General features: G+C 50.9%; 12 protein-coding genes. 3 read left to right on the forward strand and 9 right to left on the reverse strand.

Translation table 11 applies throughout. The features are described from left to right. Positions 1 to 107: 107 nt before the first annotated feature. Positions 108 to 464, forward strand: a complete 357-nt coding sequence (locus G434_RS12790) for a DUF805 domain-containing protein (protein WP_001198802.1) — start codon at positions 108 to 110, stop codon at positions 462 to 464. Positions 465 to 514: 50 nt separating this feature from the next. Here G434_RS12790 and yhaJ read toward each other — a convergent pair whose 3' ends face one another. Next, entirely contained in the window at positions 515 to 1,411 is an 897-nt protein-coding gene (gene yhaJ, locus G434_RS12785; RefSeq protein ID WP_001041010.1) for a DNA-binding transcriptional regulator YhaJ, read from the reverse strand. Positions 1,412 to 1,515: 104 nt separating this feature from the next. On the opposite strand from yhaJ, the gene G434_RS12780 reads away from it, so the two are divergent. Both G434_RS12780 and yhaL read left to right on the forward strand, forming a co-directional pair. Continuing rightward, on the forward strand, positions 1,516 to 2,217 hold the full coding sequence (locus G434_RS12780; protein WP_000633594.1) for a pirin family protein: 702 nt from the start codon (positions 1,516 to 1,518) through the stop codon (positions 2,215 to 2,217). A gap of 22 nt (positions 2,218 to 2,239) precedes the next feature. Beyond that, positions 2,240 to 2,404, forward strand: coding sequence for a protein YhaL (yhaL, locus tag G434_RS12775; protein ID WP_001306007.1), 165 nt, complete (start codon positions 2,240 to 2,242; stop codon positions 2,402 to 2,404). A 132-nt stretch (positions 2,405 to 2,536) separates the two neighbouring features. On the opposite strand, the gene cyuA is transcribed toward yhaL, so the two are convergent. The 8 genes from cyuA to tdcB all read right to left on the reverse strand — a co-directional run bounded on the left by cyuA (position 2,537) and on the right by tdcB (position 13,225). Next, entirely contained in the window at positions 2,537 to 3,847 is a 1,311-nt protein-coding gene (gene cyuA / locus G434_RS12770) for a cysteine desulfidase (protein ID WP_000460504.1), read from the reverse strand. 27 nt (positions 3,848 to 3,874) lie between these two features. Next, positions 3,875 to 5,206: an SLC5/6 family protein gene (locus tag G434_RS12765; RefSeq protein WP_000401593.1), complete on the reverse strand. Its 1,332-nt coding sequence runs from the start codon at positions 5,204 to 5,206 to the stop codon at positions 3,875 to 3,877. A 275-nt stretch (positions 5,207 to 5,481) separates the two neighbouring features. Next, complete coding sequence (gene tdcG / locus G434_RS12760; protein ID WP_000622115.1) at positions 5,482 to 6,846, reverse strand: L-serine ammonia-lyase; 1,365 nt, start codon at positions 6,844 to 6,846, stop codon at positions 5,482 to 5,484. 71 nt (positions 6,847 to 6,917) lie between these two features. Next, complete coding sequence (locus G434_RS12755; protein WP_000719979.1) at positions 6,918 to 7,307, reverse strand: enamine/imine deaminase; 390 nt, start codon at positions 7,305 to 7,307, stop codon at positions 6,918 to 6,920. A gap of 13 nt (positions 7,308 to 7,320) precedes the next feature. Continuing rightward, positions 7,321 to 9,615 (reverse strand): 2-ketobutyrate formate-lyase/pyruvate formate-lyase, encoded by a 2,295-nt coding sequence (gene tdcE, locus G434_RS12750; RefSeq protein WP_000861703.1) that lies wholly within the window; start codon positions 9,613 to 9,615, stop codon positions 7,321 to 7,323. A gap of 33 nt (positions 9,616 to 9,648) precedes the next feature. Then, on the reverse strand, positions 9,649 to 10,857 hold the full coding sequence (gene tdcD / locus G434_RS12745) for a propionate kinase (RefSeq protein ID WP_001297162.1): 1,209 nt from the start codon (positions 10,855 to 10,857) through the stop codon (positions 9,649 to 9,651). Between the two features lie 25 nt (positions 10,858 to 10,882). Further along, entirely contained in the window at positions 10,883 to 12,214 is a 1,332-nt protein-coding gene (gene tdcC / locus G434_RS12740) for a threonine/serine transporter TdcC (protein WP_000107721.1), read from the reverse strand. A 21-nt stretch (positions 12,215 to 12,235) separates the two neighbouring features. Beyond that, complete coding sequence (tdcB, locus tag G434_RS12735) at positions 12,236 to 13,225, reverse strand: bifunctional threonine ammonia-lyase/L-serine ammonia-lyase TdcB (protein ID WP_000548347.1); 990 nt, start codon at positions 13,223 to 13,225, stop codon at positions 12,236 to 12,238. Positions 13,226 to 13,294: the final 69 nt, after the last annotated feature.

Raw genomic sequence — 13,294 nt, forward strand, 5'->3', positions numbered from 1 at the left:
ATCTTAAATATTAAAACCTTTATAACATCCGAAAAAGAAAGATACGAATAGCATTTACACAATACCCGGAATAGACTTTCGTCACTTTTAATTAAAGGGATGTTTTTATGCAGTGGTATTTATCCGTATTAAAAAATTATGTTGGTTTCTCTGGTCGCGCACGTCGTAAAGAGTACTGGATGTTTACTCTGATTAACGCCATCGTCGGCGCTATTATCAATGTCATTCAATTGATTTTAGGTTTAGAGTTTCCGTTCCTTTCTCTCATTTACCTGGCAGCAACAATCATTCCGGTCATTGCTCTGTGCGTTCGTCGTCTGCATGATACTGACCGTTCAGGTGCGTGGGCGCTTCTCTATCTGGTACCGATCATTGGCTGGTTAGTTCTGTTTGTATTTGCCTGTTTAGAGGGCAATTCTGGCAGCAATCGTTACGGAAACGATCCGAAATTTGGTTCAAATTAATATTAAAATTGGGGCGATATTTCGCCCCTTGTTATTAACAATAACAAATATTATTTTCCGCTAAAAAGTTTGGGAATTTCCCGCAGACACCAGGATTTCGCTTCCCCCATACTGTCACGACGCCAGGCCATAATAATATCGATCTCGCTGGTCGATTCCGGGCTGACGACACGCAACCGCCCTTCCGCAATATCTTTTTCGACCATCGGATACGGCATCGTCGCCACGCCAAGCCCCGCCAGTAATGCCTGACGTTTATCTTCAATCGTGCTCACCGTTAAGCGCGGCTGTTTGTCCAGCAGCTGTACGGTCAACACCGGGCGCTCACGAGCGGTATCCGCCACCGCAATTCCACGATATTTCACGCGCGTCACTTCAGATAACGGTTCCGGCTCCTGATGAATCGGGTGATCAGGCGCGGCAACGTAGACGTTCATTAACGTATAGAGCTTGCGCGAGTTGATCTCCGACGAGGAACGAAAATGCATATCCGGCGCGATAACAATATCCGCCCGCCCCTGCTCCAGCCGTTCCCACGCCCCCGCCAGCACTTCGGTGATAATTGCCAGTTGGGTATTGGCTTTTGCCGCCAGTTTGTCGATTAACGGGAAAAAGGCAGGTGTCGGTACCAGCGCCTCGGTCACAATGGTGAGATGCGTTTCCCAACCGCGCGCGAGAGCTTCCGCATCGGTAGTCAGTTTATCTGCGGCTTCCAGCAAAACGCGCCCTCGCTCCAGCAACATCCTCCCGACATTGGTGAATTTGGTGCGATGGCCCGAGCGGTCAAACAGCACCACATCCAGCTCTTCTTCCAGTTTTTGCATGGTGTAGCTAAGTGCGGAAGGCACGCGTCCCAGCTCATCCGCCGCCGCCGCAAAACTGCCCCGGCGATCGATCGCATCCATAACCCGTAGTGCTTCCAGCGTTAATGCCCTTTCTTTGGCCATTTCGTTCTCATTCAGGAAATTTGAACATACCGGGCAGAATATCTGGCTAACAATGTAGCGTCCAGCCCCTTACCATAAAAGGAAGTAAAGAGAGGTCAAGAATTATGATTACTACCCGAACTGCCAGGCAGTGTGGACAAGCAGACTACGGATGGTTGCAGGCCCGGTATACTTTTTCCTTTGGACACTACTTCGACCCGAAATTGTTAGGCTATGCCTCCCTGCGCGTGCTTAACCAGGAAGTGCTGGCCCCAGGTGCCGCCTTTCAGCCGCGAACCTATCCCAAAGTCGATATTTTAAATGTGATTCTGGATGGAGAAGCAGAGTATCGCGACAGCGAAGGCAATCATGTTCAGGCCAGCTCCGGTGAGGCGTTGCTGCTCTCTACCCAGCCGGGTGTCAGCTATAGCGAACACAATCTCAGCAAAGACAAACCGTTAACGCGAATGCAGCTTTGGCTGGATGCCTGCCCGCAGCGAGAGAATCCGCTGATTCAAAAGCTGGCGCTTAATATGGACAAGCAGCAATTAATCGCCTCGCCAGAGGGTGCGATGGGAAGCCTGCAATTACGCCAACAAGTGTGGCTGCACCATATCGTGCTCGACAAAGGCGAAAGTGCGAATTTCCAGTTGCATGGGCCACGCGCGTATTTGCAATCGATTCACGGGAAATTTCATGCGCTTACGCATCATGAAGAGAAAGCGGCGCTAACCTGCGGTGATGGGGCGTTTATTCGTGACGAGGCTAACATTACGCTGGTTGCCGATTCCCCACTGCGCGCTTTGCTGATAGATTTGCCTGTCTAGTTGTTTTTACAGGGAGATGATGATGAGTAAAAAATCGGCCAAAAAGCGTCAGCCAGTGAAGCCCGTGGTGGCGAAAGAACCTGCTCGCACCGCCAATAATTTTGGCTATGAAGAGATGTTGAGCGAGCTGGAAGCCATCGTCGCGGATGCTGAAACGCGTTTAGCCGAGGATGAAGCTACCGCGTAAAGACAGGTGCCGGATGCGGCGTAAACGCCTTATCCGGCCTACAAAACCCAACAACATCAACAAATTGTGCAATTCGTAGGCCAGATAAGACGCGCCAGCATCGCATCCGGCACGATACCCAAAACCTGGCGTTTATCTGGCCTTGCTCGCCATAATCTCGATAATCTGCCGATCCGTTTGCTGCATCGAATGGCTTGCTAACGCACACAGGTTGGCAATCGACTGCTCAACATCATGCGCCACAATCCCTTCATTGCCGGTCACGGCGGTATCATCCAGCGCCATTAACACCGCTTTCCACGCAGCCGAAGCACTGGTCGAAACCTTCATCGCGCAGCTGTTCGACGCACCATCGCAAATCATGCCGCTGACATCGCCGATCATACTGCTGATCGCCATCGAAATGGTTTCATAACGCCCATCCACCAGCCATGCCATCCCGGCGGCGGCCCCCATTGCTGCGGTCGTTGCGGCACAAAGCGCAGACAAACGCGGTAACTGGTTATGGATGTAAATCGCGCTCAAATGCGAAAGCATCAGCGCACGCGCCAGCCGTTCATCATCCGCTCCGAAGTGTTCTGCTACCACCACCACAGGCATTGTTGCGGTGATCCCTTGGTTACCCGAGCCGGAGTTACTCATTGCCGGAAGCGTAGCGCCGCCCATACGCGCATCGGATGCCGCGCTGGTACGAATCACAATGGATGAAGAGAGATCTTTCGCCAGCAAACCGCGCGCGCACTGTTTTTCCAGCGTCGCACCAATATGCAGCCCCCAGTTACCGCTCAAACCTTCCTGCGATAACGCACAATTTAACTTCGCAGAATCGAGAATAAAGCGGATCGCCGCAAACGGGACTTCATTGACGAACTTCAGGATCTCAGCCAGCGTCGTCCTGGAAAGCACCGTCAGCGGCGACTCTTGCTCGCCCTCTGTCACACACGCCTGCTGGGTAAACACCACACCATTGTGCGTCTCAATATGCACAATGTTGGTATGCCCGCCGACAATGGTGACACACGCCCACTTCTCACCGTTCCAGACTTTGGCGCGTGAGAAGAGGATTTCATCGCAAGGTTCCTGGATCTTAACTGAGACTTTCCCCGCCGCCAGCAGTGCTTTGGCATCGGCAATTGCCTGCGCAGTTGCATCTTTCAGCACTTCCAGCCCGGCGTTAGCATTTCCACCTAACGCTCCCAGCGCCGCCGCAATCGGCAGCCCCACCATTCCCGTGCCGGGAACGGTGACGCCCAGACCGTTCTTCATCAGATTTGGCGAAACCCAGGCTTCTACACGTTCAACCGGACCTTCCAGTTCAGCCGCAGCAACCGCCGCTGCCAGCGCCAGTGAAATCGGTTCAGTACACCCCAGCGCCGGTTTTACCTCCTCCTGAACGGCGAGGATGTAACGCTGCCATAACGGATTTAAAGTCGAATCAAACATATTAAAAACCTTAAAATTTCAGGTAAATCAAGAAAATGCCAGGAACGGAGAAACACAAAGCAACAAACCAGTGACGATAATCAGGTACAGAGACATCCCTTTGTATTTGTGCAATGCCGGTACTTTGTAAACCAGCCACGCCGGGATCAGGCACCCTACCATGCCGAAAATCGGGCTACAGATAGAGGTGAAGCTCAACACCGGGGCGTTCAGTACGATGGCGCTCCAGGCCAGCAAAATGGCGAAAATCATGATGCCGCGCTGAACGAGATTTTCGTTAATCTTCTCGGCAGGTATCTTGCGACGCAGGATGTTCATTACGATCCCTTGCGTTGCTTCGCGAAAGCCTAAATAGACGCCAAAGAATGCAGTCATTACAGCAAAGATATTGAGAATGACGCTGACCACTTTCACCCACGCTGCGCCGTCACCGCTAATAAACTGTGCGGCAATCGCCAACGCGGAAATATTCTGCTCGTAGGCTTTTACCGCTTCGTCATGTCCCATCGCCAGCGTGAACGACACGGCGTAGAAAAAGACGGTGACAAACAAAATGCCAAACGCGATATTCATTGCCCGCAATGCTTTATGCCGCGCCACTTCAATTGATTTTTCCCGCGAGCGATAAGAGATCACCATCGGGCTTAACGTCTGGATAAACAGAATCGACGTCAGGGTAAACGGCAGCGTAATAATGGCGTTTTTCACCAGCAGCCCCAGCGGCGGTAGCGAACCGACGTTATACAGATGCCACATTCCCACCATCGACACGCCCAGCGCCGCGACCACCAGCAGCTTGGTCAGCACCATGCCCGTCGAAATTTTGAATAACAATTTCTCGCCGCGTGAGGAGATCGCCACCAGAATGCAAATCAGTACCAGACCATAAAAGGGACTGTCTGACAGCAACCCTTCCGTCACGCCGAAGGTATGCAGGTAGGAAGCACTATCGTTGGTGATGGCGGTGGAATAGACGAACATCCAAATCACCAGCATTACGAAATAGAGTGCACCTAACAGGATGCCCCAGTTTTTACCTAAATAGCCGCTAATGACGCTCGGGTAATCTTTACATTCTGGTGATTCTGCCAGCGTATTAATAAACAACCGCTGAAACAGATACATTGCCGGGTAACCAATCACCGATGAGAGCAAAAATACCCACAATCCCATCAAACCGACCTGCACCGGGAGAAAAACAATCCCCGCGCCAATCGCCATCCCGATACTCATAATCACCCAGCCGGTGTCAGTACTGTCGAATTTGATCGCTTCTCGCCACTCGCTCTCACTCATTCCAGCACGACCCGCCGGGGTCGAAGCGTCTGCAATGACGCCTTTATTCGATGCAATTTCCATAATTTCTCGCTCAATATTTTGTAGGGCTTATTATTTTTTTCCGAGCCGCATCAAGGCGATATGCGGTCTACGTTTTTGCAGGCGAGTTATTAGAATAAAGAAATGATACGCGCGAGGTCAGAGAAAATCTTCACAATCAAGACTTTGAAATAACGGAGATGGATAAGAATTTTCTACTAAATTAATCGCAAGAGAATATTCATTCTCTATTTGCGGCAGATCACAAAAAAAAAGGTGCACATTTGTGCACCCAATGATGAAAGCTGACAGTAATGTCAGCCGCAGACCACTTTAATGGCCAGTCCTCCGCGTGATGTTTCGCGGTATTTATCGTTCATATCTTTGCCGGTTTCATACATCGTCTCGATCACTTTATCGAGTGAAACACGCGGTGCCGAGGTGCGGCGCATCGCCATCCGTGCGGCATTTACTGCTTTCACGGCATTAATGGCATTACGTTCAATGCACGGGATTTGTACCTGTCCGGCAACCGGATCGCAGGTCAGCCCAAGGTTATGCTCCATCGCGATTTCCGCCGCATTGCACACCTGCGCCGGACTGCCGCCCAGGAGTTCAGTTAACCCTGCCGCCGCCATTGAACAGGCCACGCCAATCTCCCCCTGACAGCCGACTTCCGCGCCAGAGATGGAGGCGTTCATTTTATACAGCGCGCCAATAGCCCCCGCTGCCAGAAAATAGCGGGCAATTGACCGCTCGTTTACCGGACGACGGAACTTATCGTAATAAGCCAGCACTGCCGGAATAATGCCGCACGCACCGTTAGTCGGTGCCGTTACCACACGCCCGCCAGCTGCGTTTTCTTCACTAACCGCCAGCGCGTACATATTGATCCAGTCGATGACATTCATCGGATCGTTAGAGATGTTATCGCTGGAAACCAGCTGACGACGCAGCGCTACGGCACGACGCGGCACATTGAGCGGACCAGGCAGCACGCCTTCAGTGTTCATCCCGCGTTCAATACCGTCATGCATCACTTGCCAGATACGGGCAAACCCTGCGTCAATTTCCGCTTTGCTGCGCAGCGCCAGCTCGTTGTGCATCATCAGACCAGATATAGACAGGCCGTTGTAATCACACATTTTCAGCAGTTCACCTGCTGAGTGGAAATCGTAAGGTACGGACGTTTCGACATCGTGCGACAGGCCGAAGTGTTCTTCTTCGACAATAAACCCGCCGCCGACAGAGTAATAGGTTTTACTTAATAGCGCTTCCTGTCCCTTCCAGGCAGTGATCCGCATTCCGTTCTCATGGCGAGGCAACATTTCGGGATGGAAGATAATGTTTTTTGCTACAGGAAAATCAACAATATGCGCACCAGATGCCACTGGCAGCCGCCCGCTGCGCGTTACTAACTCTATAAATGCAGGGATCTCATCAATGACAACATCCTGCGGACTATTTCCTGCCAGTCCCATGATGATGGCGACATCCGTGGCATGGCCTTTGCCCGTCAGTGACAACGACCCGTACAGATCGACCACAATATGGCTCGTCGCGGTTAATAAGCCGCTACTTTCCAGCCGATCAATAAAACTTTTTCCGGCATTCATTGGCCCCACGGTATGCGAACTGGAGGGACCAATCCCAATTTTGAAAATATCGAATGCACTAATCATATCCACACCCTCGGATTGCCGTTCAGTGAAGTGGAGCGGAACGACCTTGCGACCGTCCCGCTCACGAGGCTTTACGCACTACGTACTGCGATGGCTTCAATTTCCAGCTTCACATCTTTCGGCAAACGCGCGACCTGTACACAGCTCCGGGTCGGGTAGGTCGCCTGATGCTCATCGAAGAACTGCTTATAGACTTCGTTGATGGTGGCAAAATCATTCAGATCGGTGATGAACACGGTCATCTTGATGATATCGCCCACGCTCAGCCCGGCAGCAACCACGATCGCTTTGACGTTTTCGAGGCTTAAACGCGCCTGATCTTGCACATCAGCCGGGATCTCACCGGTCTGTGGGCAAACCGGAATTTGACCGGAGGTGAAGACCATGCTGCCTAAATCAACGCCCTGAACATAAGGGCCGATTGCGTCTGGGGCACGTTGCGTTTCGATAATCTTTTTCATACATCCTCCGGCGTCAGAGCGCCTGGGTAAAGGTACGTGAAATAACATCCTGCTGCTGTTCACGGGTCAGTGCGTTGAAGCGCACGGCGTAGCCAGAGACACGGATTGTCAGGTTAGGATATTTTTCCGGGTGCTCGATGGCATCCAGCAGCATTTCCCGATTCATTACGTTGACGTTGAGGTGTTGACCGCCTTCGACATCCGCTTCGTGGTGGAAATACCCATCCAGCAGGCCGACAAGGTTGGTTTTACGTACTGGATCTTCTTTGCCCAGCGCCGCAGGCACGATCGAGAAGGTGTACGAGATCCCGTCTTTGGCGTAGGTGAACGGCAGTTTCGCCACCGACGTCAATGAGGCCACGGCACCTTTGCGGTCACGACCGTGCATCGGGTTAGCGCCCGGTGCGAACGGTGTACCCGCACGACGACCGTCTGGCGTGTTACCGGTTTTCTGGCCGTACACCACGTTAGAAGTGATAGTCAGAATCGACTGGGTAGGGACGGCGTTGCGATAGGTTGGCAGCGCTTTAATTTTCTTCATAAAGCGTTCAACCAGGTCGCAGGCAATACTGTCTACGCGCTCGTCGTTGTTGCCGTACTGCGGATATTCACCGTCGATTTCGAAATCCACCGCCAGGCCGTTTTCGTCACGGATTGGTTTCACGCGGGCATATTTGATAGCAGACAGGGAGTCCGTCGCCACCGACAGGCCCGCGATGCCGCACGCCATGGTGCGATAGACATCACGATCGTGTAGCGCCATCAGCGAAGCTTCGTAGCTGTACTTGTCGTGCATGTAGTGAATGATATTCAGCGCGCTGATGTACTGCACCGCCAGCCAGTCCATGAAGTGATCGAGACTGTCCATCACTTTGTCGTAATCCAGCACGTCGTCCATCAGCGGTGCCGTTTTCGGACCGACCTGAATCTTCAGCTTCTCATCCACCCCGCCGTTAATTGCGTACAGCAGCGTTTTCGCCAGGTTAGCGCGTGCACCAAAGAACTGCATTTGCTTACCAATCACCATTGGGCTGACGCAGCAGGCAATCGCGTAATCGTCGCTGTTGAAGTCAGTACGCATCAGATCGTCGTTTTCATACTGCAAGGAAGAGGTGACGATCGACACCTGCGCGGCATATTTTTTGAAGGCAATCGGTAATTCTTCCGACCAAAGAATGGTCAGGTTAGGTTCCGGTGCCGGCCCCATAGTGTGCAGGGTGTGCAAATAGCGGAAGGAGTTTTTGGTCACCAGCGTACGACCGTCCAGCCCCATCCCGCCGATCACTTCCGTCGCCCAGATTGGGTCGCCGGAGAACAGCGAATCAAATTCCGGTGTACGCAGGAAGCGTACCATACGGATCTTCATGATGAAGTGATCGATCAGTTCCTGTGCCTGCTGCTCATTGAGTACGCCAGCTTTAAAGTCGCGCTCAATGTAGATATCGAGGAACGATGCCGTGCGCCCCAGCGACATCGCGCCGCCATTTTGCGATTTCACTGCCGCCAGATAAGCGAAGTAGAGCCACTGCACCGCTTCCTGTGCATTCTGCGCCGGGCGAGAGATATCAAAGCCATATTTCGCCGCCATTTCCTGAATCTGCAAAAGCGCATGACGATGCTCTGCCAGCTCCTCACGCAGACGGATAGTGGCTTCCAGATCCTCGCCTTTTTCCAGACGGGACTGGAGATCGGCAAATTGCAGTTCGCGTTCCCGCACCAGATAACTGATGCCATACAGCGCCACGCGGCGGTAGTCACCGATAATGCGCCCACGGCCATAACCATCTGGCAAACCAGTCAGTACACCCGATTTACGGCAGCGCAGCATATCTGGTGAGTAAACATCAAATACGCCCTGATTATGGGTTTTACGCAGATCGGTAAACAGATATTCAAATTCACTGTCCATTTCACGGCCATAGGCGTGGAATGAACTTTTAATCATATTAATGCCACCGAACGGATGCAGCGCACGCTTTAATGGCGCATCCGTTTGCAGGCCCACTATTTTTTCCAGCGGCTGGTTAATATATCCCGCATCATGAGCGGTAATGGTGGTAGCAATATTAGTATCGAAATCAACCGGCGCGTGGGTTGCGTTTTCGATACCAATGCCTTCCATCACTTTTTCCCACAATTCCGTGGTGGCTGGCGTCGCTTCAGCGAGGAAAGATTCATCGCCTTCATACGGTGTATAGTTATGTTGAATAAAATCGCGGACATTAATTTCGTTTTTCCAGTCCGTACCTTTAAAGCCAAGCCATGCGTCGGCGTACAGCTTATCGCTGGTATCAATATCTACCTTCATGAAAAATAATCTCTCTACAATACTTCAACTAAATTATGCAAATTCTGCGGGCGCGTTAACTTTGCCTAAATGAATGGCATCCAAAGCAATCATTTTTTCTTCGTTGGTTGGGATAACGGCGCAAATGACACGCGCATTTTCACTGGAAACAATTCGCTCTCCACAGGAGTTAGAGCGATTATTCATTTCTGTATCAATCTCTACGCCTAATACAGCCAAATGTTCCATGACCAGACGACGAATTAAACTTGAATTTTCTCCTATTCCGCCGGTGAATATAATTCCATCCAGGCGACGTAATGAGGCTGCGTGTCCGGCAATATGACGGGCAATTCGGTGAACAAAGGTTTTAATTGCCAGTTGCGCGCGTTCGTGACCTTCATGCCAGGCTTTTTCCAGAACACGTAAATCCGAAGAAAGACCGGAAATACCTAATAATCCCGACTCTTTATTCACTACGCGTTCCAGGTCACCCAGGCTCTGGTTGGTTTGGCTGGCGACCCAGGACATCGCCCCGAAGTCGACATCACCACTGCGGGTACCCATCATCAAGCCTTCCAGCGGCGTCATTCCCATTGAGGTATCAACACTCTGACCGTTGCGAACTGCGCAGATTGACGCGCCATTGCCAAGATGCGCCACAACCAGGCCGGAGTCATCTTCCGCCAGATTCAGCAAAGAATGCGCGCGCTGGGAAACATAGCGGTGCGACGTGCCGTGGAAACCATAACGGCGTACACCTAACTCTTCATAATATTTCCACGGCAGGCCGTATAAATAAGCTTCCGGAGCCATCGTCTGGTGGAAACTGGTATCAAATACCGCTACCTGAGTTACGCCCGGAAATAATTGCTGCGCCGATTCAATACCACTTAAATTGGCGTAATTATGCAGGGGTGCCAGTGGAGAAACGCGACGGATATTATCAATGACTTCATCGGTAATAATGGCGGACTCGGTAAAAATACTGCCGCCGTGAGCGATGCGGTGGCCAATTAAGGCCACACTGTCATTTAAATTCCGTTTTTCCAGTTCAAATGCAATTGCCTTCAATGCACCTTCGTAGCTGTGGTGAGCCAGCGGTGCTGGCTCTCCCCCATTTACGGATAAGAATGCATTTTCCGAGTTAATACCGTCGGCAATACCTGACATTAATACTTCACAGTCGCTGGCATCGAGTACGGAAAACTTAATCGAAGACGAACCACAGTTAATAACCAAAACAACCGGAAATTCATTCATCTCTTTTCTCATCCTGAGTTACGGATTAAAACAGTTTGTATACGATGTTCAGGATGGTCAGCAGACCAATCACGGTAACAAACACGTTATCCAGACGACCACGGTATTTCGCCAGAGACGGCGCTTTACGGATGGCATACATCGGCAACAGGCACAGCAGGGATGCGATAATCGGTGCGCCCATGGCTTCAATCAGGTCGAGGATGTTCGGGTTGGCGTAGGCAACAACCCAGGTGGAGCCCATGATGAAGATCATGCTGAGAGTATTCAGTTTACCCAGCGACACTTTGGTTTTGTCACCTTTATAACCGAACTTCAGAATCAGGCCATTCAAGCCTTCCAGCGTCCCCAGATAGTGACCGAAGAAAGATTTGAAGATAGCCACGAGTGCGATGATGGAAGCCGCATATTCCAGTGTAATCGCGAACGTTGTTTTGGTACCGGTCATGGACGCAAAGTGGTTAGCCAGATAAGAAAGCACTGGAATATTCTGCGCTTTGGCTTCCGCCATGTTGGCCGGAGACAGCGTAAACAGGCAGCTAAAGGCAAAGAACATCACCACTGCAACCATCAGCATGCTGGCACGAGAAATGATTTGGGAACATTTACGTTCGGTGAAGTCGCGACCGAAGTCTTTCTCATACTCTTCACGTTTAGAAACCACGAAGGAAGAGACGATTGGCGAGAAGTTAAAGGAGAAAACCATGATGGAAATCCCCAGCCAGACAGTGATCAGGATACCGTCATGACCGGTTAACGACAGCGAACCGAGGTCAACCTGGTCGATAACTGCAGAGTTCCAGTAAGGGATCAGCGACAGAGAAATCAGCACCAGACTGGCGATAAACGGCCATACCAGGTAGCTCATCACTTTAACCATCAGATCCTTACCAAACCAGATGACGAAAGCCATCAGCAGCAACAGGAACAGCGCCACAAAGCCGCGATTCAGCGGTGCAAAGCCGAGCTGGTTTTCCCAGAACGTCATAAAGGTATTGGTAATAGTAACGCCATAAATCCACAGCAGTGGGCAAATCGCGAAGAAGTACAGGAACGTGATAACCACGCCGCCAGTTTTACCAAAATGCTCTTCCACCGTTTCCGTAATGTTGCCGGAAGGGTTAGAGCCAGAAAGACACAGACGCGCCAGCGCCCGGTGGCAATAAAATGCGATGGGGTATGCCAATACCAACATCAGAAGAATCGGGATCAGTCCGCCAAAACCTGCGCGGATAGGGAAGAACAGCACCCCGGCGCCGATTGCCGTACCAAACAAGCCTAACGTCCATGTGGTATCTGATTTACGCCAGGACGATTGTTTTGTCTGGCTGGATACAATGCTATCTGAAGTACTCATATCCTATCCTCAACGAATTAATTAAGCGTCAACGAAACCGGTGATTTGAGAGACGCGAGAAAGATCGATATTGCCGCCGGAAATAATACTGACGGTTTTTCTGTTTTGAATATATTGGTCTAATTTACCGCTTAATAATGCAGCACATGCCAGAGCGCCTGCGCCTTCGGTGACGACTTTATTGCGCTGAATTAAGGCAATCATACTGTTTCTGATTTCATCTTCGCTGACCAGCACGATGTCATCGACTAATTCACGAACGATTTCGTAAGTTAAATTACCCGGGCGGGAGACATCACAACCATCCGCCAGGGTGCCGGTAGTTCGGTGCGTGGTTATTTCTCCGGAGTGGAAAGAAGCCGCCATGCCGTGAACGTTTTCTGACTGTACGCCAATAACACGAATGGTCGGGTTAATAGATTTTATTGCCACCGCAATACCAGCAATTAAACCGCCACCACCAATTGGCACAATCACGTTATCGACATCATAGAGATCTTCCATAATTTCCAGACCAATCGTTCCCTGGCCAGCAATCACTTTCGGATCATCGTAAGGTGGGATAAAAATACGGCCTTCCATTTCGACAATTTCGCTCACTTTAGCGATAGTGTCGTTGAAGTTATCACCATGCAGAACGACTTCTGCGGAGTAGTCGCACGTTGCCGCTACTTTGGATTTCGGCGCGCCTTTTGGCATCACCACTTTACCGTCGATACCCAGCATCGCGCAGGAGAGCGAAACCCCTTGCGCATGGTTGCCCGCAGAGCAGGCCACTACACCTTTACGTTTTTCCGCATCGGTCAGTGAACTTAATTTATTAAATGCGCCACGAATTTTAAATGAACCGGTACGCTGCATGTTTTCGAATTTGAGGAATATTTCACCTTTGCAACGTTCACTAAAATAGTTGGAGCGAGGCATGCCTGTTTTATAAATTCGCCCAGCCAGTCGTTGTTTAGCTTCAATGATGTCATCAATAGCAACCGGGAGATCGTATGTAATATGCATTATAAAACCTCTTAGCCTGAATTAAATATGTAGGTAACCGTAACCGACACCTGCAAAACAGACAGGTGG

It is taken from the genome of Escherichia sp. KTE172 (assembly GCF_000408845.1).
Classification (GTDB): domain Bacteria; phylum Pseudomonadota; class Gammaproteobacteria; order Enterobacterales; family Enterobacteriaceae; genus Escherichia; species Escherichia coli.